Annotated in this window: 32 protein-coding genes and 1 tRNA gene; 17 read left to right on the top strand and 16 right to left on the bottom strand. The window is 62.2% G+C overall.

Annotated features, from left to right (window positions below):
* Positions 1-200: 200 nt before the first annotated feature.
* Entirely contained in the window at positions 201-1,034 is an 834-nt protein-coding gene (locus tag ASD99_RS29585; protein ID WP_056584332.1) for a universal stress protein, read from the bottom strand.
* 80 nt (positions 1,035-1,114) lie between these two features.
* Positions 1,115-1,858 (bottom strand): competence/damage-inducible protein A, encoded by a 744-nt coding sequence (locus ASD99_RS29580; protein ID WP_057145796.1) that lies wholly within the window; start codon positions 1,856-1,858, stop codon positions 1,115-1,117.
* A gap of 173 nt (positions 1,859-2,031) precedes the next feature.
* On the opposite strand from ASD99_RS29580, the gene ASD99_RS35040 reads away from it, so the two are divergent.
* The 3 genes from ASD99_RS35040 (at position 2,032) to ASD99_RS29570 (ending at position 3,385) form a co-directional block, all read left to right on the top strand.
* The gene (locus tag ASD99_RS35040; protein ID WP_244497941.1) at positions 2,032-2,571 is read left to right on the top strand and encodes an alpha/beta fold hydrolase; all 540 of its coding nucleotides are present in this window, start codon (positions 2,032-2,034) and stop codon (positions 2,569-2,571) included.
* Between the two features lie 21 nt (positions 2,572-2,592).
* Positions 2,593-3,030, top strand: coding sequence for an alpha/beta fold hydrolase (locus ASD99_RS35035; RefSeq protein WP_244497939.1), 438 nt, complete (start codon positions 2,593-2,595; stop codon positions 3,028-3,030).
* Between the two features lie 67 nt (positions 3,031-3,097).
* Complete coding sequence (locus ASD99_RS29570) at positions 3,098-3,385, top strand: hypothetical protein (protein ID WP_057145795.1); 288 nt, start codon at positions 3,098-3,100, stop codon at positions 3,383-3,385.
* 71 nt (positions 3,386-3,456) lie between these two features.
* Here ASD99_RS29570 and ASD99_RS29565 read toward each other — a convergent pair whose 3' ends face one another.
* The 4 genes from ASD99_RS29565 to ASD99_RS29550 all read right to left on the bottom strand — a co-directional run bounded on the left by ASD99_RS29565 (position 3,457) and on the right by ASD99_RS29550 (position 5,714).
* Positions 3,457-3,696: a hypothetical protein gene (locus ASD99_RS29565; protein WP_057145794.1), complete on the bottom strand. Its 240-nt coding sequence runs from the start codon at positions 3,694-3,696 to the stop codon at positions 3,457-3,459.
* 29 nt (positions 3,697-3,725) lie between these two features.
* Positions 3,726-4,004: a DUF982 domain-containing protein gene (locus ASD99_RS29560; RefSeq protein ID WP_013532012.1), complete on the bottom strand. Its 279-nt coding sequence runs from the start codon at positions 4,002-4,004 to the stop codon at positions 3,726-3,728.
* 152 nt (positions 4,005-4,156) lie between these two features.
* Entirely contained in the window at positions 4,157-4,474 is a 318-nt protein-coding gene (locus ASD99_RS29555) for an SH3 domain-containing protein (RefSeq protein ID WP_057145793.1), read from the bottom strand.
* 136 nt (positions 4,475-4,610) lie between these two features.
* Complete coding sequence (locus ASD99_RS29550; protein WP_056584342.1) at positions 4,611-5,714, bottom strand: NADH:flavin oxidoreductase/NADH oxidase; 1,104 nt, start codon at positions 5,712-5,714, stop codon at positions 4,611-4,613.
* Between the two features lie 153 nt (positions 5,715-5,867).
* Here ASD99_RS29550 and ASD99_RS29545 point away from each other — a divergent pair, with 153 nt between their 5' ends.
* From ASD99_RS29545 to ASD99_RS29535, 4 genes are all read left to right on the top strand, one after another.
* Positions 5,868-6,461: an NUDIX domain-containing protein gene (locus ASD99_RS29545; RefSeq protein WP_057145881.1), complete on the top strand. Its 594-nt coding sequence runs from the start codon at positions 5,868-5,870 to the stop codon at positions 6,459-6,461.
* Between the two features lie 36 nt (positions 6,462-6,497).
* The gene (locus ASD99_RS35380) at positions 6,498-6,941 is read left to right on the top strand and encodes a hypothetical protein (protein ID WP_320410789.1); all 444 of its coding nucleotides are present in this window, start codon (positions 6,498-6,500) and stop codon (positions 6,939-6,941) included.
* Between the two features lie 13 nt (positions 6,942-6,954).
* A complete protein-coding gene (locus ASD99_RS29540; RefSeq protein ID WP_057145880.1) occupies positions 6,955-7,164 on the top strand; it encodes a hypothetical protein in 210 nt (69 codons plus the stop codon).
* A 378-nt stretch (positions 7,165-7,542) separates the two neighbouring features.
* Positions 7,543-7,875: a hypothetical protein gene (locus tag ASD99_RS29535; protein WP_057145792.1), complete on the top strand. Its 333-nt coding sequence runs from the start codon at positions 7,543-7,545 to the stop codon at positions 7,873-7,875.
* A 126-nt stretch (positions 7,876-8,001) separates the two neighbouring features.
* Here the strand turns inward: ASD99_RS29535 and ASD99_RS29530 are convergent.
* The 3 genes from ASD99_RS29530 to ASD99_RS29520 all read right to left on the bottom strand — a co-directional run bounded on the left by ASD99_RS29530 (position 8,002) and on the right by ASD99_RS29520 (position 9,948).
* Positions 8,002-8,087, bottom strand: a tRNA-Leu gene (locus tag ASD99_RS29530).
* Positions 8,088-8,313: 226 nt separating this feature from the next.
* Entirely contained in the window at positions 8,314-8,979 is a 666-nt protein-coding gene (locus ASD99_RS29525; RefSeq protein ID WP_057145791.1) for an outer membrane protein, read from the bottom strand.
* A 117-nt stretch (positions 8,980-9,096) separates the two neighbouring features.
* On the bottom strand, positions 9,097-9,948 hold the full coding sequence (locus ASD99_RS29520) for an alpha/beta fold hydrolase (protein ID WP_056584356.1): 852 nt from the start codon (positions 9,946-9,948) through the stop codon (positions 9,097-9,099).
* A 146-nt stretch (positions 9,949-10,094) separates the two neighbouring features.
* Between ASD99_RS29520 and ade the strand changes: the two genes are divergently transcribed.
* Positions 10,095-11,912, top strand: coding sequence for an adenine deaminase (gene ade / locus ASD99_RS29515; RefSeq protein ID WP_057145790.1), 1,818 nt, complete (start codon positions 10,095-10,097; stop codon positions 11,910-11,912).
* A gap of 24 nt (positions 11,913-11,936) precedes the next feature.
* On the opposite strand, the gene ASD99_RS29510 is transcribed toward ade, so the two are convergent.
* From ASD99_RS29510 to ASD99_RS29500, 3 genes are all read right to left on the bottom strand, one after another.
* Positions 11,937-13,100, bottom strand: coding sequence for an alpha/beta hydrolase (locus ASD99_RS29510; RefSeq protein WP_056584362.1), 1,164 nt, complete (start codon positions 13,098-13,100; stop codon positions 11,937-11,939).
* A 143-nt stretch (positions 13,101-13,243) separates the two neighbouring features.
* Entirely contained in the window at positions 13,244-14,317 is a 1,074-nt protein-coding gene (locus tag ASD99_RS29505; protein ID WP_056584365.1) for an alpha/beta hydrolase, read from the bottom strand.
* Positions 14,318-14,418: 101 nt separating this feature from the next.
* Positions 14,419-15,822 carry a M24 family metallopeptidase gene (locus ASD99_RS29500; protein WP_057145879.1) on the bottom strand — a complete coding sequence of 468 codons (1,404 nt, stop codon included), beginning with the start codon at positions 15,820-15,822 and terminating at the stop codon, positions 14,419-14,421.
* Positions 15,823-15,971: 149 nt separating this feature from the next.
* On the opposite strand from ASD99_RS29500, the gene ilvA reads away from it, so the two are divergent.
* Positions 15,972-17,228 carry a threonine ammonia-lyase IlvA gene (ilvA, locus tag ASD99_RS29495; protein WP_057145789.1) on the top strand — a complete coding sequence of 419 codons (1,257 nt, stop codon included), beginning with the start codon at positions 15,972-15,974 and terminating at the stop codon, positions 17,226-17,228.
* Positions 17,225-17,785 carry a DUF1697 domain-containing protein gene (locus tag ASD99_RS29490; protein ID WP_057145788.1) on the top strand — a complete coding sequence of 187 codons (561 nt, stop codon included), beginning with the start codon at positions 17,225-17,227 and terminating at the stop codon, positions 17,783-17,785. The genes ilvA and ASD99_RS29490 overlap by 4 nt, the downstream gene beginning before the upstream one ends.
* A 13-nt stretch (positions 17,786-17,798) precedes the next feature.
* Here the strand turns inward: ASD99_RS29490 and ASD99_RS29485 are convergent, their stop codons facing one another.
* On the bottom strand, positions 17,799-18,092 hold the full coding sequence (locus ASD99_RS29485) for a DUF2218 domain-containing protein (protein WP_057145787.1): 294 nt from the start codon (positions 18,090-18,092) through the stop codon (positions 17,799-17,801).
* Between the two features lie 135 nt (positions 18,093-18,227).
* A complete protein-coding gene (locus ASD99_RS29480; protein ID WP_056584381.1) occupies positions 18,228-18,668 on the bottom strand; it encodes a VOC family protein in 441 nt (146 codons plus the stop codon).
* Positions 18,669-18,885: 217 nt separating this feature from the next.
* Between ASD99_RS29480 and ASD99_RS29475 the strand changes: the two genes are divergently transcribed.
* Genes ASD99_RS29475 through ASD99_RS29460 form a run of 4 tightly spaced genes read left to right on the top strand, consistent with a single transcriptional unit; the run spans position 18,886 to position 21,257 of the window.
* Positions 18,886-19,482, top strand: a complete 597-nt coding sequence (locus ASD99_RS29475; RefSeq protein ID WP_056584385.1) for a cold-shock protein — start codon at positions 18,886-18,888, stop codon at positions 19,480-19,482.
* 25 nt (positions 19,483-19,507) lie between these two features.
* Positions 19,508-20,071, top strand: a complete 564-nt coding sequence (locus ASD99_RS29470) for a DUF192 domain-containing protein (RefSeq protein ID WP_056584390.1) — start codon at positions 19,508-19,510, stop codon at positions 20,069-20,071.
* Positions 20,072-20,091: 20 nt separating this feature from the next.
* A complete protein-coding gene (locus ASD99_RS29465) occupies positions 20,092-20,859 on the top strand; it encodes an alpha/beta fold hydrolase (protein ID WP_056584393.1) in 768 nt (255 codons plus the stop codon).
* 26 nt (positions 20,860-20,885) lie between these two features.
* Entirely contained in the window at positions 20,886-21,257 is a 372-nt protein-coding gene (locus ASD99_RS29460) for a hypothetical protein (protein WP_156389106.1), read from the top strand.
* 6 nt (positions 21,258-21,263) lie between these two features.
* On the opposite strand, the gene ASD99_RS29455 is transcribed toward ASD99_RS29460, so the two are convergent.
* Complete coding sequence (locus tag ASD99_RS29455) at positions 21,264-21,866, bottom strand: hypothetical protein (protein WP_057145786.1); 603 nt, start codon at positions 21,864-21,866, stop codon at positions 21,264-21,266.
* A gap of 147 nt (positions 21,867-22,013) precedes the next feature.
* Here ASD99_RS29455 and cysE point away from each other — a divergent pair, with 147 nt between their 5' ends.
* Both cysE and ASD99_RS29445 read left to right on the top strand, forming a co-directional pair.
* Positions 22,014-22,862 (top strand): serine O-acetyltransferase, encoded by an 849-nt coding sequence (gene cysE / locus ASD99_RS29450; RefSeq protein WP_056584656.1) that lies wholly within the window; start codon positions 22,014-22,016, stop codon positions 22,860-22,862.
* Positions 22,863-23,013: 151 nt separating this feature from the next.
* Positions 23,014-23,217 carry a DUF3126 family protein gene (locus ASD99_RS29445; RefSeq protein ID WP_008875567.1) on the top strand — a complete coding sequence of 68 codons (204 nt, stop codon included), beginning with the start codon at positions 23,014-23,016 and terminating at the stop codon, positions 23,215-23,217.
* Between the two features lie 111 nt (positions 23,218-23,328).
* Here the strand turns inward: ASD99_RS29445 and ASD99_RS29440 are convergent, their stop codons facing one another.
* A complete protein-coding gene (locus tag ASD99_RS29440; protein WP_056584403.1) occupies positions 23,329-24,114 on the bottom strand; it encodes a hypothetical protein in 786 nt (261 codons plus the stop codon).
* A 134-nt stretch (positions 24,115-24,248) separates the two neighbouring features.
* Between ASD99_RS29440 and ASD99_RS29435 the strand changes: the two genes are divergently transcribed.
* Entirely contained in the window at positions 24,249-24,581 is a 333-nt protein-coding gene (locus tag ASD99_RS29435; protein WP_413813965.1) for a DUF6949 family protein, read from the top strand.
* Positions 24,582-24,587: the final 6 nt, after the last annotated feature.

The following is a 24,587-nucleotide window of genomic DNA, read 5'->3' as shown; positions in this document are numbered from 1 at the left end:
AAGAGCAGGGTCTTGGCAAGAGCAGGGTCTTCGCAAGAGCAGGGTCTTGGCAAGAGCAGGGGCCTTGGCAAGGGCAGGGCTCGGCGATCGCTGTGGACTTAAAGCGCGTCGCGTCGAAACGGATTCATGCGATGCCCTCTAAGTCTCTGTTTCATGCATGTCGTTTTCTCAAAACCGGGGCCACTGTTGAGCGACGTGCATCAGCGTGACAGGAAGGCTGCCACGGGCGATGTGCGCAGCACCGTGCGCGTCACGCCGCCGAACAGAAGCTGGCGCAGCCATGAGTGACTGTAGGCGCCGAGCACCAGCAGATCGGCGCCGGTCTCCGCGATCCTGGTCTGGATAATGTCATCGATCGAATTGCCACCCGAACGCTGCACCGAGACGCTGACGGTGGCGCCGTGGCGCGATAGCGCGGACGCGATTTCGGCGCCGGCGGCTTCCGGGTTGTCGTCGAGCGTTTCAGGGGGGTCAATGACCAATATGTCGGTCTTCTCGGCTTCGATGATGAAGGGCAGTGCGTCGAAGGCGGCGCGCGCCGCTTCCTTGCTGCCGTTCCAGGCGAGCAGCACGTGTTTGAAGGTGGTGACCAGCGGGCCCGCATGCGGCACCACCAGCACCGGCCGGCCGGCGTCATAGACCAGCGTGTCGACATCCGCGCTCGGGTCGCCGCCCGTTTCGCGCTGCGCCGCTATGATCAGGTCGGCGGCGCGCACGCTCGAAATCCCGGTCAGCGCACTGTCGCCCGAAAAACTCTCCAGGCTTCGCCACTCGAAGGAAAGACCGGAATTCTCGATATACCTCAGAAACACGGACTGCAGCTTCTCGGCCCGCTCCCGGTTCATGTCGGCCGAAACCTGCAGGAACTCGGTGTCCGGAAAGCCTGTGGCAGAGGTGTAGGGCGCGGGAAGGGTTTCGGCGTGGATGCCGATCAGATGGCTCTGAAACCGGGTGGCGAGAGGAATGGCGCAGTCGAGCACCCGCTCCGCGTCCTGCTCGTTCTGCAGAATGGCGACGATGGTTTTGAACCGCATGATTATCCCTCAGTCTACGAGCTAAGAACCCGTGCCGACGAAACGTTGCAGTGTCGTGCTTGGTTCCGGTCTGGACCAGATCAACCGGGATTGTTGGCGAACCCGGCGACCATCGCCTCGACATCGGCGCGGGCAGCGTCCAGCGCCTCCTGGCTGCGGGCGCGCACGACCAGTTCGGTCCAGAACTTGCCGTCGCCATATTTCGGGTAGGATCCGATGATCGTGTCCGGATGCGCTTTCTGGATGTCGCCCAGTGGCCCGCCGATAAGGCCTTCGCCGAATGGGCAATGTACGGTCGCCGACAGCATTTTCGTGCCGGCCTTCAGCGTCGGCACGACATTGTCGAGCATGGCCTGGAAAATCGACGGCACACCGGCCATGACATGGACGTTGCCGATGCGGAAGCCGGGCGCGACCGACACCGGATTGTCGATGAGATCGGCGCCGCGCGGCATCCGTGCCATGCGCTTGCGGGCCTCCGTGTATTCGATGCCGCGCGCGGCATAGCTTGCCTCCAGCATCGCATAGGCCTTGGCATCGTATTCGCAAGGCACGCCGAAGGCCTTGGAAATGGAATCGGCCGTGATGTCGTCATGCGTCGGGCCAATGCCGCCGGTGGTGAACACATAAGTGTAGCGGACGCGCACGGCATTCACCGCAGCGACGATCTCGTCTTGCTCGTCCGGGACGATGCGCACTTCCTTCAGGTCGATGCCGATCGCCGTCATGATGTCGGCGAGATGGCCGATGTTCTTGTCCTTGGTGCGGCCGGACAGAATCTCATCGCCGATGACGAGCATGGCGGCGGTTACGATTTCAGGCATGGGAAGCTCCGGCAAGAAAGGTCGCCTGAGATAGCGCGCCGCGGCAGCGGCCGCAATGCCGCCCCGAGCGATGAATACGGGCGGTCCTCGGGCCGCTCGTTTCGATGCAAGGATGCAGGTTGCAGCGGCAGCGGATGCGGCTAAGCTCAACCTGGCTCGGGTTCGGGTGAATAATGCTGTTGTCGATTCTGTCGTGGCTGCTGGCCGTTCTTCTGTTGCTGGCAGTCCTGGGGATCGCCAGTCTGGTGCTGGCGACGCTGTGGATCGCAGCCAAGGCCGAAAGGCTGGTGCCGCCGGTCGGAAAGTTCCTTGAGATCGACGGCAACCGCATCCATTATGTCGATCAGGGTGAGGGGCGGCCGATCGTCTTCGTGCATGGGCTTGGCGCTCAGCTCCATCATTTCCGGCACACTCTGTTCGGACGATTCGGCCCGGGCTACCGGCTGATCGCGCTCGACCGACCTGGGGCGGGCTATTCGGCGCGCGCCAGCGGCGCCACCGGTAGCCTGCCCGAACAGGCCGAGATCGTGCGACGCTTCATCGAAGCGCTTGGGTTGGAAAGGCCGCTGGTGGTCGGTCATTCCCTCGGCGGCGCCATCGCGCTGACCTTTGCCGTGGAGCACCCGGACGTGATTTGCGGAATCGCCTTGTTGTCGCCATTGACCCACATGGAAGCCGGTGCGCGCGAAAAGTTGGGCTCGCTCTATATCTAGTCACGCCTATGGCGCCGGATCATGAGCTATACCCTGGCGATACCGACGAGCCTCAGATATGCGCGGCCGACAATGGAATTCGTCTTCGCGCCGCAGGCTTTTCCTGCCGACTACATGGTCGACGGAGGTGGATGGCTAGGGCTGAGGCCAGCCCACTTCTACGCCACGTCCTCCGATGTCGTGGCAGTCGAACAAGATCTCGGCCGCATCGAGGGTCGCTATGGCGAGATCGCCATGCCGGCCGGCATTCTTTTCGGAACGGCTGATCGCGTTATCGATATCCGCACGCACGGCGAGCCCATGCAGAACAAGATCGAAAGGCTCGATTTCGAATCTGTCGACGGCCTCGGACACATGCCGCAATTCAACGAGCCGGAACGGGTCATTGCGTTCATCCAGCGCGTTGCGGCCCGTGCTTTCCGATCCGACATCAACCCGGCTTCACAACAATTTCAATGAACCATTCGGCTTATTGGCGGGTTTTATCCGTGTCGCACCCAAGGCGGCCAAGACACGGAGTAATTCAATGTACAGGAAACTTCTCGCAGCATCCATTCTGACGATCGGTCTCGCCACATCGGCGATGGCGCAGTCGTCGGACGGCAATCATCAAGATTGGATCCATCACAACTGGCTTTTCGGCAATGCGGCCTCATCGTCCGTGGACACTACCACGACCGGTAGCATCAATGGCGACACCTCCGGGCTGAACACCCTCGGCAATAGTGGCGCGGTCGGACCCTGCGCCTCCAACACCGCCGGTCCCGATGCGAATGCTCAGGGGAACGTCAACGACCAGTACTGCGGCAAATAGTCAGCGCAGGCTTCTGCCGCCGCGAGACGTCCTTCTCTCCGGGCGTCCGCGGTCGGCTCCCTGAAGAAGGGTCAGTCGGAAATCTCTGTCTGCGGCCGATCCCGGCCATCGGCCAGTTCTTCATGCCATTTGCCTTCGGAGTCCTCGTACTGGATGCCGTCCGTGGCTCCGGCGACCTGCTGCTCGGCCGAGGCGATTTCGGCGGCGCGCAAGGCGTCCTGGTGGCTGGGAAACGTCTCCGAGAAGGTCTCTCCGACCTTGTAGGCCCAGCCGCCGTCATGCTCGACGATCTTGTAAGTCAGCTTCGCCATGAAAACCTCCAGTTGAAAGGTCGGTCTGCTCAATGCAGCCGGTCGTCGGGCAGTCTGTCGTCGGGCACCAGCACTTCCGATTCCTTGGCGGCTTCAATCAGTGCCCGGCGCGCATCTGCGGTCGAACGATAACCTTCCAGTACTTTGAGGCAAGTGTCGAGGGCATCACGATGGCGCGGGCCGCGATTGAGCGGCCACACGGTCATCAGGCACTCCGCCGCCTCCTGGGCGCTGCGGATATGGCGATATTTGCCGACGTGGCCAAGTTCGACGACGACCGGCACTTCAAAAGGTTTGTTGTCCATCATGGCCGCAACGCAAAGCAGCCAATTTGGTTGCAACCATGGCCTTCAGCCTGCGCCCAAAAGTCGCGTCGCGTTTGGGACGCGCCTTAGGCTTTGCTTGATGCATGTCGTTATCCCAAAACCGGATCCACTTTTGGGCGACATGCACGGGCGTCTCAGTAGCCGCAATCGTTACGCAGCCAGCGTGCGTTTGCCCAGCCGGTCCGGCCGCCGATTTCGACCTGATACCAGTTGCCGCGTCGGTCGAAGATCTCGGTACGATCGCCGTTGAACAACTGCCCGATCATTCGCGACGACGAGTTCGGCCGTGTCCGCACTGCAAGAAAGCCGCTGCCGGTCGCCGGATTGTAGCGGCCGGACAGGCCGTGCACCGTGCCCTCGCAATATTGCGCGCCGGCCGGCGTCGATGTGCCTACCCAAAGTCCGGCCACAACGGTCAGCGCTGCAACCGGCAAGAATGCCCTGAACGACATGGTTTCCTCCCAAGCCCGGCCGCGCCCGCCGCAGCCTCACCCAACGTAACAGGTTGCGGACAGAGTTGAAGCGAAGCCGTGGCAAACTATCCAGGCGAGAAGGCAGCACTGCGCCGGTATGCGGAGAACGCGCCGATCAGCCCGCCGCCTTCATCCAGTGCTGCATCGTGGTCACCGAACGGGCAAGCTGCGGCGCCGGGTGGATTGTCTCGCTGAACGTCGCCGCCGCTCGCCACCCCCAGCGCGGATCGGCCAGGAAGGCGCGCGCCAGCGCCACCATGTCGGCGCGGCCCTCAGTGAGGATCGCTTCGGCCTGCTTCGGGTCGTCGATCAGGCCGACCGCACGGGTCGGAATATCGGCACCCTTGCGCACGGCTTCCGCCAAATGCACCTGGTAGCCCGGACCGGTGGGCAATTTCTGCAACGGTGAATTGCCGCCGCTCGAGCAGCAGAGATAGGCGACGCCTACGGCCTTGAGTGCTTTCGCGACTTCGATCGCGTCCTCGACGTCGAAGCCGCCATCGACCCAATCCTTCACCGACAGCCGCGCGCCGAGCATCAGCCTTGGCGTTGCCTTCCGCACCGCCTTGGCGATCTCGACGACAAGACGCATGCGGTTTTCCAGCGAGCCACCCCAACGGTCCGTGCGCTGGTTGGACAATGGCGACAGGAACTGGAAGATCAGATAGCCGTGTGCGGCATGCAGTTCGAGGAAATCGAAGCCGGCGCGTTCGGCCCGCCTTGCCGCCTCGGCAAAGCGTTCGATGAGCTGCAGGATCTCCTCGTCCTCCAGCGCGTGTGGTACGTTCCAGCCGGTGTCGTAGGCGATGGCCGAGGCCGACACGGTCTGCCAGGGATCCTCGTTTGGCTGCAGCGGTCCGCCGCCCTCCCACGGCTTGCGGTTCGAGGCCTTGCGGCCGGCATGGGCAAGCTGGGAGCCGAATTTCGTGCCGGGTGCGGCGACGCGTCTTGCCGCATCGAGCGTCCGACGGGCAGCGGCCTCATTGTCTTCGGAATAGAGGCCGAGGCAGCCATGCGTGATGCGCCCGCGCCGCTCGACATCAGTCATCTCGACCGTGACCATGCCGGCGCCTGACATGGCAAGGTTCATCCAGTGATAGAGGTGCCAGTCGCTGGCCGAGCCGTCTTCGGCCGAATATTGGCACATCGGCGCGACCGCTATGCGGTTGGGGAAGGTGAGGCCGTCGAGGGTGATCGGCTGGAAAAGCGATGTTGTCATGAAATGGGGCTCCGGGAGAGGTAAGCCTTTATCTAGGTAGTGGATCGGAAGCGCGCCACACACGAGACGGTGAAGGGTTTTTTGGACCAATTGCCTGCATTGCGCAAATGCCGGTTCGCGGCTACGCCTCGGCCGGGTGGCATGGAGACCACGATGGAAGATCGCATTCGCATCCGTTCGGAAGAGATACTCTCCGACGACTGGGCCGTCCTGAAGAAGACCGTCCTCGACTATCGCCGGCGTGACGGAGAGTGGGAGACGCAGGTGCGCCAGACCTATGATCGCGGCGACGGCGCGGTGATCCTGCCTTACGATCCCTCGCGTTCGACCGTGCTTCTGGTGCGCCAGTTCCGCTATCCCGCCTACGTCACCGGCCACCGCGAGCCGCTGATCGAGGCCTGTGCGGGGCTGCTCGACGAAAACGATCCGGAAACTTGCATCCGCAAGGAGGCGGAGGAAGAGCTCGGCTACCGGCTGCAGAACGTCGAGCGGCTGTTTTCGCCCTATATGAGCCCGGGCAGCGTCACCGAGCGGCTCTGGTTCTTCATCGCCCGCTATTCGGCCGCCGATCGCATCTCGGCCGGCGGTGGCGCGCCGGAAGAGGGCGAGGACATCGAGGTGCTGGAGATGCCGCTCGACGAAGCGCTGGCCGGCATTGCCGACGGTCGTATCATCGATGCCAAGACCATCATCCTGATCCAGCATCTGAAGCTGAACCCGATCGCTTGCTTGACCCTCGGCAGCTAGCCGGCGCCTTGCCTGCATCGGAGCGCTGGAAAATAAGTGCCATCAAAGCAGGCCACGGAGCGAGGGCGCTTCTCCAGGGCAAAACAAGCCGAGGCGGGCAATCGGCTTTGCGTTTTGGGAACCATTTTAGTGATAGCTAAATTGAATCGTGGTTTTGCGAGTCAGGATGCGTTTGAAGTTCGTCAAACGTTCACTGCTGGATTTTACGGGAAGAATAACACCATGACCCCCATTGATCCGCCAATGGAGCGACGCTCTCACGCTCGTGGGATTGTCCTGAAGGATGCGACCATCATCACGGACGATGCGAAGATCGGTTGCTCTGTTAGAAATCAACACGCTCATGGTGCGGAATTGCGGGTGGACCCCGGCGTCACAATTCCCGACCGTTTCGTCCTGCAAGTACCTGAAGATGACGCCAGCTATCGAGCTGTGGTGAGGTGGCGAAGGCGTGAGCGCCTTGGCATTCAAATATATTGAGTTGGGAGGTCGCGTGCCTATTCGGAGAAAAGCAACGGAAGCCGGGATTTTTGATCCATCCGAACTGGCCTTGTTGGGGCGCGTTTTTGAGCAACTCAGGCTCAACAGCCAATCGATTGATGCGCGCAATGCGCTCGCGTCTCGGATCATCGCAAACTACATGGCCGGCGTGACTGATGAGTTGGAGCTGGTTTCGCTTTCCAGGTACCCCTTGGGCCGCTAGAGCAGCTCACCGTTTCACGGAAACGGCGAACCGCTCTATCTCCTTGTTTTCACACTTTTCCTGGAATTGCTCTGAAGCCGGCAGGACTTCAGTCGTAATTGAGCTGTATCTAATACACATATACGCTGGTCGGTGCGGGGCAAGATCCCACACCAAGCCTACCCGCAACGGCCCGGCACGACCCCAACGTCCCCCGACTGCGAGCGTGCCGGGCCGTTTGTTACGCGGCGCGCGGCCATATGGCGTGTGTTCCTCGGTTCGGCCCGTCTGCCGATGATTTTGATTTAGAGCAATGCTGCTTCGGGTTGTCGACCGTAGAAAGTCGGCTACAACCGTAGGGACTTGGACATGACTTTTCATGCAACGACCAGACGCACCATGCTCGGCGCGGTCGTATCCATTCCGGCAATAGGAGCCGCTGCAGTGGAAAGGGCTTCTGCCGCAAACCTGAACGAAAGCCCGATCCTGGCAAGCTTTCGCCGTTGGGAGGCGCTCAGGGAATCGATTTCCTTTGACATTTCCGACAATGAACTGGTTCGCTTGCATGCTGACATGTCCAGCATCGTGGAAACCATGCTCGCAACCCCGGCCACGACCACCCATGAGTTCGCGGCGCAGTTCATGGTCGTTTGTAGCGGCGAGGAGATCGAATATCGGCGGGCCGCCCGCGAGCTCTATGCTCACGCGCAAACCCTTGTCGGTATGGCGTGACTGTGACCAGGATACCGGCGTTGCCCCTTCAGTTCATGGTGTCGCGACGCCTGACATTTGATGGCTGCGCTTGGAATGACGCCGTTTCCGGCTGGTTCAAGCTGAATCTGGCACAAAGCACAGCAGTGGTGCGGACGACGGGAATCGAACCCGTACGATCAGAGATCGAGGGATTTTAAGTCCCTTGCGTCTACCAATTCCGCCACGTCCGCAGCCAGCCCTTTTCAGACGCCAGACACAGGCCGTCAAGTCGTGTTCTTGAGCCTTGGCCGAACGTGCAAACAGACCGGGCGGCTTGGTGATACTGGCGCGATCACGGAATTATCGGCGCTCGGCGCTCGGCGCGCTGGTACGATGCTTGTGTGGTGGATCCGCCAAGGCGTTGGCCGCGCCAATTCCCCCGAGTCCCGGCCTCCAGCGTGACAACAACGTTCTGGTTCAGAACTTGTAGCTCAAATTGATGCCGACCGTGTTCAGCTTCACGTCCTGATCGCGATCGTTGAAGGGTTCCGCCACGTCGTAGTGCTCGGAGCCGAAATCATAGTAGCGATACTGCGCGCCGACGACGAACTTGTCGGTCAGCGCATAGTCGACGCCGGCACCCACGGTCAAGCCGACATTTGTGCGCGTGGTGGCGAACGCCGATCCGGCGATTTGCGACGTTTCGATGCCGGCAAACGCGACGCCGCCAATGCCGTAAACCAGCAGGCGATCCACGGCGTAGCCGGCCTTGGCGTTGACGGACCCAAACCACTTGATGTCGGTCCCGAATGTGCTTCCCAGGCCAGATACGATCGTGCCGTCGATCGAGGAATAGTTGAGGTCGGCCTCGGCGCCGAGCACCGCCTGGTCGAACTGCCACAGGCCGGCGACATGGCCGCCGACGAAGCCGCCGTCAATGTCGGGCGAGATTGAAAACGGCGCGCCTTCTGTCGCTGATATATCGGATCGGCCCCAGCCATAGCCGGCCTGCAGGCCAGCATAGTAGCCCGTCCAGTCGAAGCCGGGCGCGGTCATCGGCACGTCGACCGTCGGGTCGGCTGCGAAAGCCGGCACGGCCAGAGCGGCGAGGAAACCGGCACTTGCGACCATCAGGCGATGCATCGAACTCCCCGAAATGACAATTCAGAAAGATCCTTGCAGGAAGGATAACCGCAATAGCCTCAAAACGGAATCCCATTGTTCAACAATCGCAAACCTCCTGTTGCCGCACAGACCCCCCTATTTGGCGTCGATGAAGTCCAGCGCCGCCTGGCTATATTCATCCGGCGCTTGCAGCATGGCGAAATGACTGGCGTTGGGCAGGATGATGAGCTTCGCGCCCGGGATGGCTGAGGCGATGTATTCGGTGTGTTCGCGCTTGATCACCTCATCATGGTCGCCGGCAACGATCGCCGTCGGCGTGGTTATCTTGGCGAGTTGTTCCTTGGTCCACGCCGGCTCGGTCTCCCACATATGGCTCATCTGCGCCACGAAGGCGTCATACTGGTCCGGTGTCTTTGACATCTTCTTGTAGTCGCGGCCGGAGCGGTCGATGTAGGCGGCAAAGGTCTTGTTGATCATCACACCCGGATCGAGGCCATCGGTGGTTACGTTGGCGGCTTGCGCAAAGAGCCTTGTCAGCCGCTCCGGATGACGCAGCGCGATGTCGATACCGATAATGCCGCCATCGCTCCAGCCGACAAGCGCGGTCTTGTCGATCTTCAGGTGGTCGAGCAGCGCCAGATAGTCCGACGCCATCAAGTCGTAGCCGTAAGGCTGCTCGGTGCGGGTGGAGCGGCCGTGGCCACGGCTGTCGGCGACTATCACCTTGTGCGTTTTGGAAAGCGTGGCCACCTGGCTGGCCCAGATGTCGGCGTGGCCGAGGCCGCCATGGATGAGCAGCACCGGCTCGCCCGCGCCGAAAACGGCATAGTACATCTGGATGCCGTTCACCGGCGCATATCCGCTCTGATCAGGTTTGGGCATGGCCGCCGGCTCGGGCAAGGTCTGCCAACGTTCCTCGGCGGCGGCAAAAGCGGTTGACGCCGCGAACAAGATGACGACGGCGAACGCTTTCCAAAACCGGGTCATGTTTCCCTCTTGCGGCTCGGTCCGCAACCAGCATCGCGTTTTAGCCGGATAAGTCAACAAGCCCGGCCTGCCGCCGGATGTCGGACCGACGGCTCTGGCGGCACCCGCCTACATTTGCGACACTGGCCGCAACCGAGGAATCGCCAATGACGAAAGCCAAGCCCGCAGGGCCCGCAAAACCCAAACCCTGGACCGAGATGGCGACGCATCTGGTCGATGTCGCCATGGGGCGCAAACCCGCTGACCTGGTCGTGCGAAACGGCCGCTGGGTGAATGTCCATTCGGGCGAGATCATCGCCGGCACCGACATCGCCATTGCCGGCGGGCGCTTCGCCTATTGCGGGCCGAATGCCAGCCATGCCATCGGCCAGGGCACCAAGGTGGTCGATGCCGGCGGGCGCTATCTGGTGCCGGGGCTCTGCGACGCGCATATGCATGTCGAGAGCGGCATGGTGACGGTGACCGAGTTCTGCCGCGCCGTCATTCCGCACGGCACGACCTCGATGTTCATCGACCCGCACGAGATCGCCAATGTGCTGGGCCTGCCCGGCGTGCGGCTGATGCATGACGAAGCCGTCGCCATGCCCATCAACGTGCATGTGCAGATGCCGTCCTGCGTGCCCTCGGCGCCGGGACTGGAACATGCCGGCGCCGAGCTGACGGTCGCCGATGTTGCGGAAGCGATGACCTGGGCGAACATTATCGGCCTGGGCGAAGTGATGAATTTTCCCGGCGTTGCCGCCAACGACCCGGTGATGTCGGGCGAGATCGCCGCGACGGTCAAGGCAGGCAAGACGGTCGGTGGCCACTATGCCTCGCGCGACCTCGGGCTGCCGTTCCATGGCTATGTCGCCGGCGGCCCCGAGGACGATCATGAGGGTACGCGCGCCGAGGACGCCATCGCCCGCGTACGCCAGGGCATGAAGGCGATGCTGCGGCTTGGCTCGGCCTGGTACGACGTCGCCTCGCAGATCAAGGCGGTGACGGAGAGCGGCATCGATCCGCGCAACTTCATCCTGTGCACCGACGACAGCCATTCCGGCACGCTGGTTCAGGAAGGCCATATGGACCGCGTGGTGCGCCACGCCATCCAACAGGGGTTGAAGCCGGTGACGGCGATCCAGATGGCGACGCTCAACACCGCCCAGCATTTCAAACTGGAGCGCGAGATCGGTTCGATTGCGCCCGGGCGGCTGGCCGACCTGCTGATCGTCTCGGATCTCGCCGCAATGACAATCGACGAGGTCTATGCGCGCGGCGTCAGGCTGGCCAAGGGCGGCAAGCTCGAAATCGATATTCCGGCCTATGATTACCCGAAGACGGCGAAGAACACCGTCAAGCTCGGCAAGAAGCTGAAGGGCGGCGACTTCAACATCGCCGCTCCCAAGGGCGCCAATGAAGTGCGGGTGCGCGTCATCGGCGTCATCGAGAACCAGGCGCCGACGCGCGCGCTGGAGGCCGATCTGCCGGTCGAGGACGGGCTGGTCGCCATGGACCGCCGCAACGACATCTGCCAGATCGCGCTGGTCGAGCGCCACCGAGGCACGGGCGGCGTCACCAACGCCTTCGTCTCCGGCTTCGGCTACATGGGCGACTGCGCCCTGGCGTCCAGTGTGGCGCATGATGCCCACCACATCATCTGCGTCGGCACCAACAAGCAGGACATGGCGTTGGCGGTCAACCGGCTGGGCGAGGTCGGCGGCGGCGTCGTGCTGTTCTCCAAGGGCAAGGAGTTGGCGCTGGTCGAAATGCCGATCGCCGGGCTGATGTCGGACGAGCGGGCCGAAATCGTCGCGGCCAAGGCCGAGAACCTCACCGAGGCGATGCGCAAGATGGGCTGTTCGCTAAACAACGCCTACATGCAGCATTCGCTGCTGGCGCTGGTCGTCATTCCCGAACTCAGGATTTCCGATGTCGGCCTGATCGACGTGACGACCTTCCAGAAGGTCGACCTCTTCGTTTGACATCAGCCCTCGGCGTTTCGCTGGTCACCCGCCGGTGGCGATAGTCAGCACCCTGAACGGCGTGGTGATGACGATCTCGGCAACCGAGCCGACAGCCTTGCCGAGGCCCTGGCCGAGATTGTCGAGTTGTGCGGGCGCTGTCTCGTCCGAAGCCAGGCCGGCGGGCGCGCGCAGCCGGTCGCCGAGCAATTGCACCATGAACGGGTTGTCGGCGAATTTGGCGTGGTTGAGACGGTCGCCGCCCTTGGCCTGGGAAAGATCAACAACCGACACGCCATAGCTGGCGAGGTCGGCAGCGTTGCCGTAGTCGCCGACGCGCGGCTTGTCGCCAGAGATCAGAGAGGAGAGCTTGAGAGCCCGGTCGTCCGCCGAGAGCAGGATGGCGAACGGCTTGTCGGGCTTGCCGTAGCGGATCATCTGCTTCTTGAAGACGTCGACATCGATGTCGGGCGAGGCCAGGATGACATAGCCGAGCTTGCCACCGAGATCGCGATCGCCGGTGATGGCCAGTTGGCGCAGCGCCTCCATGGTCACCCACGTTCCCATCGAATGGGCGATGATGTCGATGCTCTTGACCTTCGTTTTGGCCAGCATCCTGAGCGTCGCTTCGAGGTCGTCACGCGCCGCGTTGGCGCTTTCCTTGTCATAGATATAACCGGTGGTCTTGCCGCTCGAAGCCCATGAGAACAGCACCGGCGTGCCGGGGTATTTGGTGTCGTGGGCGATCTGGGTCAGCCGGTAGATGCCGTCATCGAAGCCATTGTTGAAGCCGTGCACGAAAACCAGCGCTCGGTCGCCGCGCATGGCGATGTCGGCGCCGACCGCCTTGGCGAATTGGGGCGCGCCTTCGTAGAAGGTGACGTCCTTGGCGGTGAAGTCCTTGGCCGGATTGCTGTTTGCGGATCCCTTGGCCCGCTCGATGGCGCCGACCTGATGGCTTTTGGGAACGGTGACGTCGACACGGGCAAAGCTGGTGGTCGGCGAGCGATCGCCGTCGAACACCTGTCGGGGATCCTTGGTTGCCTTCTGGCGGGTCGTGGCAACAAAAATCTCATGCGTGGCCGCGATGTCGGAAGCGGGCACCGCGATCGTCGTCCTGTTGAGCAGGTCATGCGTGTTCCGGCCGGCGCAGCCGGTGACAGCGAGCGCGAACGCAACGACGATGTAGCTCTTCGAACGCACCGTCACACGCGGGCTCCCGCAAAGGGGGACGTCAAACGCATGACGTCGCTGGCTATTCCGATAAAGCCAGAGGCCGGCGCGGTCCAGTTCAAAGTGAATTCGTACGGCCGCGATGGTGAACAGGCACGGCGAAAACCGCAGGACCGCATCTATTGCCCAAGCAGGCCGATGCGATCCGTCACGTCACGGTCGCTGGCAAAGCCGTCATCCTCGCGCAACCGCTGGCCGATCATCTTCACCAGCGTCGGATTGTCGGCGAATTTCGTATGGTTGAAGCTGTCGCTTCCCTTGACCTTGGAGAGGTCGACGACCGTCACGCCGTAGGAGGCAAGATCGGCGGCATCCTTGTAGTCGCCGACACGCGGCCGCGAACCGGCGATCAGGCCGGAGAGCCTCAGCGCCCGGTCGTCGTCGGACAACAGCAGGATGAATGGCTTGTCGGGCTTGCCGTAGCGCCGCATCTGGCTCTTGAACACGTCGACATCGATGTCGGGCGAGGCCAGCACCACGTCGCCGAGCTTGCCGCCGAGATCGCGGTCGCCGGTGATGGCCATCTGGCGCAGCGTTTCCATGGTGACCCAGGTTCCGAGCGAATGCGCGACGATGTCGATGCGACGAGCGCCCGACTGCTCCAGCATCCTGAGTGTCACCTCCAACTGGTCGCGGGCAGCACTGGCGCTTTCCTTGTCATAGACATAGTCGGTGGTCCTGGCGCCCGATGCCCAGGAAAACAGCACAGGCGTGCCGGGATAACCGGAATCATGGACGATCTGGGTCAGGCGATAGACGGCGGCATCGAAGCCGGTGTTGTAGCCATGCACGAAGACCATGACGCGGCCGCCACGCGCCGCGATGTCGGCGTTGAGCGCGCTGGAGAATTTCGGCTGGGTGTCGTAGCCGACGACTTCCGAAGCCATGAAATATTTCGCCGGGTCGTCCGACTTGCCGCGCGAGCGCCGCTCGATCTGGCCGGTCTCGTGCAATCCCGGAACAGTGACATTGACGCGGGCGTAGTTCAGCGTGGCCGAGCGTTCGCCGTCGAAAACCTTGTTGGGATCGTCGGATTTCTTGCGCGTCGTGGCGATGAAGATGCTGTGATTGCCTGCGATCTCCGTCACCGGAGCGGACATCATGGCGCTACCCAGCAGTTCCTGTGTTTGCGAGCCGGCACAGCCGGCGACGAACAAGGCTAGGACTACGGTAAAGATCTTCTTCAAAGGCACGCCTGAAATTCCAACTCTGGCCCAAAGGCCTGTCTACCCCCGCGACACCTCCCGGACAGGCAGAGTGCGGCAGAACTAAGTCGTGTCCAGTCGAAATGTGATCAGCGCCCGGTTACAGCCATCGCACTGTTGCGGGAAAGCCAAAACGGCGGGAGGAATGCCGGAATGTTGGAGAAGGGCAGCACCTCCGGCTTGAGGCGGATGCCCAGCACATCCGTCATGAAGCCACGCCGCGCCTCGATGCGGCTCCAGGCCTCGGGATGGCGCGCCGCGATCTCCTCACGCAACCTCTCGTCGGCAAGTGCGATCCCGTCCTCGATGTTGGTGGTGAAATAGTCGCCGCCGGTCGCCGGAATGATATCGACCTGCAGCGCCATGCCCGATCTCAGTCTGATGCGGGAGCCGGAAAACACCGGAGAATGCATCCATTCGTCGATGTGGACCAGATGGCCGGGATTGAGTGATACGCCAAAGAACGGGTCGCCGATGCGGTCATGCACCACTTTCCACAGCGTGCCACCAGTGGTGCCTATGCCGATCGCCTCGTACCAATCGACGACGGCGGCAAAATAGGGTGCGACCAGCCTTCCGACATAGTCGCGAATGGCATGCGGGAGCTCGGATGCATCTTCGGCGAGGAAGCCGGCTCGGGCGTTGAGCGCGCCCTGGATGCCATAGGCCATGGTGATCGGGTCGCCACGCTTGATGACATCGAGGCGCGGGCTCGGCAGGCCATAGGCTGCGCGCTTTCCCGCCGACAGCATCGGGTGACAGCCATGCGGCAAGCCGTTCATGCCCATCAGCCGGGCCGCCTGCAGTTCGGTCATGCCTGGCTCGATGCGCTGCAGGACATTGCGCAGCCCCTGCGAGGTGAAGGTCGCGGCGAACTCGAAGGCAGCCAGTTGATCGGCCTCGTTGATGGCGCGCAGGCCGTCGCTGGGGTTCATCAGCAGATTGGCGCCATTCACAACCGCGCCCTTGTCGCCCACAAGCGTGCGCAGCGTATCGGCGATGAAGGACGGCAGGTCGAGCGTCGTTTCGTTGAACCCGGCATCGCCGGGGCCGAAAGGCTTCCAGCCGATGGCGCCGATCCGCTGGCCGGGCTTCAGGCCGCAATCGGCGAGGATGTGGGGCAGCGCATCCGAGCGGTCGCGCGGCTGCGCCGGCAGCGAGAAGGTCTGGTAGAGGACGCGTTCGTACGGGCCGTCGCAGAGCTCGGCATAGCCCCAACCCTCATTGCCGACGAGAAGCCTTGGCTGCCGGCCGGGAACAATGACCAGCAACGTTTCCTCGAAGCGCGGATCATAGCCTGAGAGGTAGGCGACATTGGCTGCATGCTCGCGGTCGCCATAGATGGCGAAGGCATCGAAGTCGGCCTCGGCGCCCGCTGCCATGAGCGCCTCGATGCGCATTTCGTGGGTGCTACGAGCAACGAGCGGCATGACCGTCGGCTCGCCGAATTCCGGCAAGGACATGGATTTCAGGCCAACCGATGCCACGGGCATGAACAAACGCCTCCAAGTGCTTGCAAGGATTCTGTGAATGCCCGTTGCACGGGGGCATGAACGGCCGGACAATGGCTTCGCGGGGCCGGATATGCAATAGGCGGGATATAGAGGTCCGCGAACAACAGGCGGTGAGGGGTGGTTTTCCGATGAACAGTTTTTCTTCCCGTGTCGCTGCCGCGGCCGCCGCGATCCGCCAGATCTTCCCGGAAACGCCGCTGCAGGAAAACGACTATCTGTCGAAAAAAACCGGCGCGCGGGTTCTTCTCAAGCGCGAGGATCTGGCGCCGGTGCGTTCCTACAAGATCCGCGGCGCCTTCAACTTCTTCCGCAAGACGCTCGCGGCGGGCAACGAGGCCGAACTGTTCGTCTGCGCGTCCGCCGGCAACCATGCGCAGGGTTTTGCTTTCGTCTGCCGTCATTTCGGCAAGAAGGGTGTCGTGTTCATGCCGGTGACGACGCCGCAGCAAAAGATCGACAAGACCAGGCTGTTCGGCGGCGATTTCGTCGAGATCAGGCTGGTCGGCGATTTCTTCGATGACTGCTATCGCGCTGCCTTCGAATTCACCGAAAGCTCTGGCGCCCATATGGTGCCGCCCTTTGACCACAAGGACATCATCGAGGGCCAAGCAACCGTTGCCTACGAGATCGCAGACCAGATGCCGGGCGCCCGCATGCCTGATATCATCATGCTGCCAGTGGGCGGGGGCGGGCTTGCCGCCGGTGTCACCCACTATTTCGCCGATCAGGGCCGGGAAGCGCGCTTCGTCTTCTGCGAGCCGGCCGGCGCGCCGAGCCTGCGCGAGAGCCTCGCTGCGGGAAAACGGCTCAAGCTCGCCAAGGTCGACAATTTCGTCGATGGCGCTGCGGTGGCAGAGATCGGCCGCGAGCCGTTGCGGCATCTCAAGGACTTTCCGGCCGACATGGTGCGGCTTATCCCGGAAAACCGGCTTTGCGCCACCATGATCGAGATGCTCAACGTCGAAGGCGTCGTGCTGGAGCCGGCTGGAGCGCTGGCGATTGATGCGCTCAAGGATTTCTCCAGGAAGGAGATCAGGGGCAAGACCATCGTCGCCGTGGTGTCGGGCGGCAATTTCGATTTCGAGCGGCTGCCGGACGTCAAGGAACGGGCGCTGCGCTTCGAAGGTTTGAAAAAGTACTTCATCATCCGCTTTCCGCAGCGGCCGGGCGCGCTGCGCGACTTCCTTGAATTGCTCGGTCCAGACGATGACATCGCCCGTTTCGAATATCTGAAGAAATCGGCTCGCAATTTCGGTTCGGTGCTGATCGGCATCGAAACCAAGGACCGTCGCAATTTCGACCTGCTCAAGGCGAATTTCGAGGCCGAGGGCGTCCAGTATCAGGACATCACCGACAACGAGACATTGGCCGGGTTCATCATATGAGCGGTGCCGGAAAAATCTTCGTCGCGCTGTTTTCCGGCATCAATGTCGGCGGCAACCGCATCGTCAAGATGGCGGAGTTGCGGTCGTTCTTCGAGAATCTCGGCTTTTCCGATGTCGCCACCTATGTGCAGAGCGGCAATGCCGTGTTCCGGGCGAAGAAGGGCGACGCGGCGACGCTGACGAAACAGCTCGAAGCAGCCTTCGAGAAGAAATGGGGATTTTATTCGCGCATCATGGTGCGCGATCTCTCATGGTTCGAGCGGTTGGTGAGCGAAAATCCCTATCCGGAAGTTGCCGCGGATCACACGAAGCTCCATGCCTATGTGCTGGAGCGCGAGCCGACCGCCGATGAGGTGGCGCCGCTGGCCGAAAAGTGCACCGGCCCCGAACGATTCGAGATCAAGGGCGATGTGCTCTACCTCAGCGCGCCGGACGGGCTGGGCAAATCGGTGTTTGCCGGGCTCATCCCGCGCACCCTGAAAGTGCCGGGCACCGCGCGCAACTGGCGCTCGGTGCTGGCGCTGCTGGCGATGGCCGCTCAGGCCGGCGGGAAGTAAGTTGCCGCCTAAATTAGGCTGCCGGGGCGGGTTTCCATTCGAAGGTCAGTTCTTCGCGGAAAGCAAAGCGCTTGATGTGATCGGCGACGACGCTTTCCAGGCGCTGGAGCGATCCGCCCTCGTCAGTCCTCACCACGACATGAAGGGCGCTCGCGTATGCGTCCAGAACTATGCGGCCCATTGAGAGATCGATCGTGCCGTGGGTGGGATCGAACTCGACCGCGAATTTGTGCGCCCAGTGCTTGCACAGCTGCTGCAGGTAGCGGCTGGCACGTTCGGTGGTGACGTCGGCTCGGCTGGTCGGCATGAGCGGATTCTCCAGGAGGGCAGGCGCCCAATTGCACGACAGTGCGCCGACACAAGGCCGGCCCGACAGTCCGACAGATAGGCGTGCTGTTGCCGAATGCCAAAGGCTGTCGGCGATTTTTCGCCCGGAGCTGCTTTACCAGCTTCCGGTGTTCGCCATCGAGGCCCACGGTTCGGCCTTGGCCTTGGCCGGGCCTTTTTGCAAAAGCTCGATCGAGATGCCGTCCGGCGACCGGATGAAGGCCATGTTGCCGTCGCGCGGTGGCCGGTTGATGATGACGCCATTGTCCATCAGATGCTGGCAGGTGGCGTAGATATCGTCGACCTCATAGGCGAGGTGGCCAAAATTGCGCCCGCCCTTGTAGTCTTCCGGATCCCAATTGTAGGTCAGTTCGACCAGCGGGGCCTTGTCGGCGATGCCGCTTTGCTCGTCTTCGGAGGCCGCGAGGAAGATCAGCGTGAAGCGGCCTTGTTCGTTTTCGTAGCGTCGCACTTCCTTGAGGCCGAGCTTGTTGCAGTAGAAATCAAGCGAGGCGTCGATGTCGGCGACGCGGATCATGGTGTGCAGATAGCGCATGTGATTTCCTCGATAAATTGCGTTGCGGTGCAACATAGGGTCGGCCCTGTCAAAGGGCAATCATGCGGCAGTGCGCAATGCCGGCAAAGAACAAATCCGGTATTGCCCCAATGAACCGTGAAAAAAGGCACGGCAGGTCTTGCACACACCGGAAGCCGCAGTGTTAATCTGGTGTCAAGAATCAGTTGCGGTGTTCTTGAAAACAGGGGGCATTCTTATGGGGGAAAAGGCCTCTTTCACGGGGCGGGACGGAACCCTTGGCGACGCCTTGCAGCGTGACGAAGGCGGCGACACCGCTGACCTGCTCGAAGTAGCCGGCGCCATCAAGTGGTTCGATGTGGCCAAGGGTTATGGTTTCATCCTCCCGGATGACGGCATCTCGGGCGACATCCTCCTCCATGTGACATGTCTTCGAAGGGACGGCTTTCAGACGGCCTTGGAGGGCGCGCGCGTGGTCTGTCTCGTCAAGCAGGGCGACCGCGGATTGCAGGCCTTTCGGGTGCTCTCCATGGATGTCACCACGGCGGTCCATCCGGCCGAGATGCAGGAGCAGCGCACCCATGTCGCGGTGACGCCGGAGAGCGGTCTCGAACGAGCCTTGGTGAAATGGTTCAACCGCACCAAGGGGTTTGGTTTTCTCACCCGCGGCGAAGGCACCGAGGACATCTTCGTCCACATGGAGACCTTGCGCCGCTACGGCATCACCGAGCTTCGGCCTGGGCAGGTCGTGCTGGTTCGTTTCGGACGCGGCGACAAAGGCCTTATGGCCGCCGAAATTCACCCCGATATGGGGACCTTGCCGGTCTCGCACTAGGACGATTTCCGGCCGAGGATCTCGAATGGCTCATAGGAATTGGCTGACTGCGGGCGTGATATGCGCCGCAATTGCCGTGGTCGTCGCCGCCAGTGCTTACTTCTATTCCGAAAAGCCAACCTCGGCAGACAGCCGAGCGATGATCCTTCCGGCCGATCCGGCGCCACTGGTCGTGGTGACGAAAGGCGGCGATCGCTCCTTTTCCATTGAAGTCGCCGACACCGCCGCCGAGCGCGAGGCCGGCTTGATGTATCGCCAGGACATGGCGGACGACCATGGCATGCTGTTCGTCTTCGAGGTCCAGCAGCAGGTTGGCTTCTGGATGCACAACACGCCGATGCCGCTCGATCTGATCTTTGTCGGCCAGGACGGCAAGATCCGAGCGGTCAAGCACGGCGAGCCGCAATCCGACGCCGTTATTTCGCCCGGTGTGCCGGTGCGTTTCGTGCTCGAACTCAAGGCCGGCACGGCCGCCAGGAACGGCATCGAGTATGGCGACCTGTTGCGCCATCCGGCCGTAGGCACAGTGTCTGGCCCGAGCATGCCGCCCGCCGACAATGGCGACGCGCCCAATGGCGGTGCGGGTTGAGTGGGCAGGCGGGATCGCTGATGCAGTTTTTCGCCCATGACGGCTTCGACCTTGCCTTCCTCGACCGCCAGCCGGCATCGGGCGAGGGCGATCCGGTGCTCATGATCCATGGCTTCGCCTCGAGCCATTATGTCAATTGGGTATCGCCCGGCTGGTTCAAGACGCTGAACGATGCCGGTTACCGCGCCATCGCCTTCGACAATCGCGGCCACGGCTCGTCCTCCAAGAGTTATGAGGAGGCCGACTATACGCCGGTCAAGATGGCCTCAGATGGCGCCGCCTTGCTCGATCATCTCGGCATCGAGCGCGCCCATGTCATGGGCTATTCGATGGGCGCGCGCATCGCGGCGTTCATGGCACTCTCCGATCCGGACAAGGTGGCGACGCTGGTCTTTGGCGGTCTCGGCATCGGCATGATCGACGGTGTCGGCGATTGGGATCCCATTGCAGCAGCCCTGCTTGCCGACGATCCGGCCGCCACCAGCCATCCGCGCGGCCGATCGTTTCGCGCCTTCGCCGACCAGACCCGCAGCGATCGCCGTGCCTTGGCCGCTTGCATCGCCAAATCGCGGGAATTGCTGAGCGAGCAGGATATTGCCCGCATTGCCCAGCCGACGCTGGTCGCTGTTGGCACGACCGACGACATTGGCGGTTCGCCCGATGAGCTTGCAGCGTTGATGCCGAACGCCAGAGCCTTTCACATCGAGGGCCGCGACCATATGCTGGCCGTCGGGGACAAGACCTTCAAGCAGCGCGTGCTGGAGTTCTATGCCGAAAATCCGCTCTAAGCGGACGGCGAGGGGAGTGGGCAACAGTGGCGCAATGGGGACGAAGCACGGCCGCCGTGCCGGCTGCGGCGGCACAAGCCAGACTCGGCAAACGTTCGGTTATACTGGCATTGTCGGCGTTCGCCGCGGGGGCACTTGCCATAACCATCCTGGTGGCGATCCCAAGCGACGCCTCGAAACTTGCGCAGAACATCGCCACCGGTTTCTTCATGACGGTGTTTCTGCTCGCCGCCCCGCTGGCGCATGTCACCGGCGCGGTTTTCGGCGTGATGGCGCTGGTGCGTTCGAACGACAGCCGTGGGCTTGGCCTTCTGGGGATCATCCTCAACGGGCTGTCGGTGATGGCAGGGCTAGCGATCCTGGCGATGTTGGCATCGACGATAGGCGCCTTTACCTGACTGCCCTTAGCTGTTTGTGAGGGCCTGCGATGACCGCGCCATGTTTTCCCGGGCCTGCGGTTCGAAGCGCTGGCGAAACGCTTCGGTGTGGAAGATGTGCGGGCGGGCGAGGAAATTCTTCAGGACCGCACTGCGTCCGGCCCGCCACATCGGCTCCTCCAACCAGGCGTATTCACGCCGCACGGCGCGCTCATAGGCGTCGAAGGCATCCGGCGCGGCACCCAGGATCGACAGATCCATGTCGAGGAAAAGACTTGCGTCTCGCGTGGCCGTCGCGTCGTCGAACGGCGGCAATTGGTGCGTGGCTGTCGCAACGATCATTGCCTTGATGCGGTCGAGACGTGAAGGATCTACGCGGCCCGCCAGCTTTTTTTCGGCAAGGGCAGCACTTTGCGCCTCGTTGTCCTTGGCCTTGCTGTCATAGATGGCATCGTGGAACCAGATCGCCGCTTCGACGGCTTCGGGATCGCCGAGCGACCCTCGATAGTCGCCTGCCAGCGCTAGCATCGCCTGGATATGGGCAAGGTTGTGGTAGTGGCGGCCTTGTGCCCGGTAGAGTCCCGAAAGCTCGCTTTTCAGCGCGTCGTCGATCAAGGGTTCGTTTTCCATGGCTTCTTGAATTCCCGCGAACCAAATCCATTTGACAATGCACTAAGGAAAATTGAGTTCAATCGTGCTATGATTTGGCCTATATGTGCGGCCAGAAAACAGGCAAGCACAACAGGCAAGCCCGGCAGGGCGCAGGACGAGACGGCGATGAACAGCATCAGCATTTCCCGACACAGCGCATTGCAGCCGGTCGATCCGATCTGGCGTTCGATCCGCGACGAGGCGATGGAAGCGGTGAACCGCGACCCGCTGCTCGCCGCGTTCCTGTATTCGACCATCCTCAACCAGGACAGCCTGGAAGAAGCGGTCATTCATCGGCTGGCCGAGCGGCTCGACCATCAGGACATCGGCTCCGATCTCATCCGCCAGACGTTCAAGTCCATGCTGGCCGACGACAAGGACTGGCCGACGACCGTGCGTGTCGACATCCAGGCCTATTACGATCGCGATCCGGCCTGCGACCGCTTCATCATGCCGGTGCTCTATTTCAAGGGTTTCCACGCCATCCAGACGCATCGGCTGGCGCATTGGCTGTGGAACCAGGGCCGCAAGGATTTCGCGCTCTATCTGCAGAGCCGCTCGTCCTCGGTCTTTCAGACCGACATCAATCCGGCTGCCCGCATCGGCAAGGGCATCTTTATCGACCATGCCACCGGCCTTGTGGTCGGCGAGACGGCGGTCATCGAGGACGACGTGTCGATCCTGCATGGTGTGACGCTGGGCGGTACCGGCAAGGCCGGCGGCGACCGTCATCCCAAGATTCGCTACGGCGTGCTGATCGGCGCCGGCGCCAAGATCCTCGGCAACATCGAAATCGGCCATTGCTCGAAGATCGCGGCAGGCTCGGTGGTGCTGTCGCCAGTGCCGCACAACAAGACGGTTGCCGGCGTGCCGGCCCGCGTCGTCGGCGAGACCGGCTGCGATCAGCCGTCGCGCCAGATGGACCAGCTTCTGCCGTCGCAGACGATGGATCAGGTCGTCAGCTTCGACATCTGACTTTCACAGGTCCGCCGCCTGCTGTCGGATTCCGGCCGCGGGCACGAGTGGGTGGTTGTCTCGTCTTATCAGGCCGCTTGCCTTTACATCGCCATTGTCGACGTGCCAGAAGCGCGTTCGAACGAGCAAGCCCGATGATCGGAGAAGACTGTTGAAGCCGGACGAAATCAGAAAGCTGGACGCCTATTTCAAGCGCGTCTTCCAGAACCCCAAGATCGAGGTCAAGGCACGGCCGCGTAAGGACGATTCGGCCGAGGTCTATGTCGGCGACGAATTCCTTGGCATCGTCTTCAAGGACGAGGACGACGGCGACTACAATTTTTCGATGGCGATCCTCGACATCGATCTGGCCTGAGCCAGCAATCCAATGCATGTCGCCCAAAAGTGGCCCCGGTTTTGGGACGACGACATGCATGAAATCAAAGACTAAAGCGCGTCGCCTGAATCCGCTCGAACGCGACGCGCTTTAACGCTCGGTCGGCTCGGCCTCGAATGCGGCCGGCCAGCCGGATCTCCCTTCTTGATGTCCTGTTTTCAGGACGCGTGTGGCTTCAGTGGCGATTGCCGCGTCGAGCGCCTGCCAATCCCCCAGAAACTCCCTTGGGAAGCGATAGGTGAGGCTGAGTTGGTCGCCGACCTGGATGTCGCGCTCGCAGGGTGCCAGCGATTGCTCGGCGCTCGGCCCGCTCAGGCAACGGGCCACGAACGGGTCCTTGCCGGGGCGCTTGCCGACAACCAGCACCTCGTTCAGATAGCCTGATTTCTCATTGAAACCGTACATCATCGTGCCGCCAGGTCCCGCAATGCCGGGCTGGGTGATCAACGCGCTGTAGATCGGCGCGAAGCGGCCGCTCATGTCACGCGACATCATCTGCTGTTCGAAGGACAGGAAGATGATGCTCTTGCCGGTCCCCTTGTGATTGAAATCGTCGCGCGCGGCCTCGCTGTAGCCGTCCATTTGGGGATAGCGCAGATAGAGGTCGAGCCGCGAGGCGATGCCGTCGCGCCGGGCCTGTGCGAAACGGATGGCGTTGGCCGGCACGGCAATGACATTGTTGCCGATCACCACCTGGTGGAGCGTTGCGTCGTCGGTGTATCCGGCCATGGCGATCGAATGGCCGAACCATTTGCCACCAAGGCTGATCGCCACCGACAGCAGGGCCAGCGCCGCGAACCCGTAGAACACCCGCTTCATCAGCCTGGAATCGACCACCGCGAGTTCGGGGCCGTTGGCGAGCGCTGCCTGCTTCATCTCAGTCCTCGGATCTCGGGCCGCCTGTCCGTCTTTGGTGTCCCCGGGTGGCACACATCGCACGGCACGGCTCTTGCAGCCTTGATGGAACGACTGTGCAATTTCATGGTAAATGGAAAGTTAAGATGGGACCGATGGAACTCACACTCTTCTCTTTTGTCGTCGGGCTGACGGCCTGCGGGCTGGCCGGATCGGCCATGGAACTGGTGTCGGGCCGCAAGGTCGCGTTCACCGAACCCTATGTGTCGCCGTCACATGTCTTGCGCTCGCTGCTCGCCACCGCCTGTGCCGGGCCCTTCATGCTGGTCAACCATGCCATCGATGCCCGCCGCGAGCGCCGCATTTCGACGCTCGCACTGATGTCCTGCGGCTGCACGGCGATAGCCTGGTCCTTGGCGCTGGGCGTCGTCGTGCTCGCCATTGCCTCATGGACGATCCGTCTCCTAGGGTCCGAATTGCCAGCGTGAGACGAT

The sequence above is a fragment of the Mesorhizobium sp. Root695 genome, from assembly GCF_001428185.1.
Lineage (GTDB): Bacteria > Pseudomonadota > Alphaproteobacteria > Rhizobiales > Rhizobiaceae > Mesorhizobium.
The sequence above is the reverse complement of the archived record's forward strand: the minus strand, read 5'-3'. Positions and strand labels throughout refer to the sequence as shown.

Coding starts and splice junctions, on each gene's coding strand:
- ASD99_RS29565 (WP_057145794.1), bottom strand. CDS start 3,696: ATGGCGAAGCTGACTTACAAGATCGTCGAGCATGACGGCGGCTGGGCC.
- ASD99_RS29475 (WP_056584385.1), top strand. CDS start 18,886: ATGGGGGAAAAGGCCTCTTTCACGGGGCGGGACGGAACCCTTGGCGAC.
- ASD99_RS29435 (WP_413813965.1), top strand. CDS start 24,249: ATGGAACTCACACTCTTCTCTTTTGTCGTCGGGCTGACGGCCTGCGGG.
- ASD99_RS29440 (WP_056584403.1), bottom strand. CDS start 24,114: ATGAAGCAGGCAGCGCTCGCCAACGGCCCCGAACTCGCGGTGGTCGAT.
- ASD99_RS29520 (WP_056584356.1), bottom strand. CDS start 9,948: ATGACCCGGTTTTGGAAAGCGTTCGCCGTCGTCATCTTGTTCGCGGCG.
- ASD99_RS29525 (WP_057145791.1), bottom strand. CDS start 8,979: ATGCATCGCCTGATGGTCGCAAGTGCCGGTTTCCTCGCCGCTCTGGCC.
- ASD99_RS29485 (WP_057145787.1), bottom strand. CDS start 18,092: ATGCCGACCAGCCGAGCCGACGTCACCACCGAACGTGCCAGCCGCTAC.
- ASD99_RS29500 (WP_057145879.1), bottom strand. CDS start 15,822: ATGCCCGTGGCATCGGTTGGCCTGAAATCCATGTCCTTGCCGGAATTC.
- ASD99_RS29570 (WP_057145795.1), top strand. CDS start 3,098: ATGTACAGGAAACTTCTCGCAGCATCCATTCTGACGATCGGTCTCGCC.
- cysE (WP_056584656.1), top strand. CDS start 22,014: ATGAACAGCATCAGCATTTCCCGACACAGCGCATTGCAGCCGGTCGAT.
- ASD99_RS29550 (WP_056584342.1), bottom strand. CDS start 5,714: ATGACAACATCGCTTTTCCAGCCGATCACCCTCGACGGCCTCACCTTC.
- ilvA (WP_057145789.1), top strand. CDS start 15,972: ATGAACAGTTTTTCTTCCCGTGTCGCTGCCGCGGCCGCCGCGATCCGC.
- ade (WP_057145790.1), top strand. CDS start 10,095: ATGACGAAAGCCAAGCCCGCAGGGCCCGCAAAACCCAAACCCTGGACC.
- ASD99_RS29580 (WP_057145796.1), bottom strand. CDS start 1,858: ATGCCTGAAATCGTAACCGCCGCCATGCTCGTCATCGGCGATGAGATT.
- ASD99_RS29455 (WP_057145786.1), bottom strand. CDS start 21,866: ATGGAAAACGAACCCTTGATCGACGACGCGCTGAAAAGCGAGCTTTCG.
- ASD99_RS29465 (WP_056584393.1), top strand. CDS start 20,092: ATGCAGTTTTTCGCCCATGACGGCTTCGACCTTGCCTTCCTCGACCGC.
- ASD99_RS29470 (WP_056584390.1), top strand. CDS start 19,508: ATGGCTCATAGGAATTGGCTGACTGCGGGCGTGATATGCGCCGCAATT.
- ASD99_RS29535 (WP_057145792.1), top strand. CDS start 7,543: ATGCTCGGCGCGGTCGTATCCATTCCGGCAATAGGAGCCGCTGCAGTG.
- ASD99_RS29490 (WP_057145788.1), top strand. CDS start 17,225: ATGAGCGGTGCCGGAAAAATCTTCGTCGCGCTGTTTTCCGGCATCAAT.
- ASD99_RS29560 (WP_013532012.1), bottom strand. CDS start 4,004: ATGATGGACAACAAACCTTTTGAAGTGCCGGTCGTCGTCGAACTTGGC.
- ASD99_RS29585 (WP_056584332.1), bottom strand. CDS start 1,034: ATGCGGTTCAAAACCATCGTCGCCATTCTGCAGAACGAGCAGGACGCG.
- ASD99_RS29545 (WP_057145881.1), top strand. CDS start 5,868: ATGGAAGATCGCATTCGCATCCGTTCGGAAGAGATACTCTCCGACGAC.
- ASD99_RS29480 (WP_056584381.1), bottom strand. CDS start 18,668: ATGCGCTATCTGCACACCATGATCCGCGTCGCCGACATCGACGCCTCG.
- ASD99_RS29555 (WP_057145793.1), bottom strand. CDS start 4,474: ATGTCGTTCAGGGCATTCTTGCCGGTTGCAGCGCTGACCGTTGTGGCC.
- ASD99_RS35040 (WP_244497941.1), top strand. CDS start 2,032: ATGCTGTTGTCGATTCTGTCGTGGCTGCTGGCCGTTCTTCTGTTGCTG.
- ASD99_RS35035 (WP_244497939.1), top strand. CDS start 2,593: ATGAGCTATACCCTGGCGATACCGACGAGCCTCAGATATGCGCGGCCG.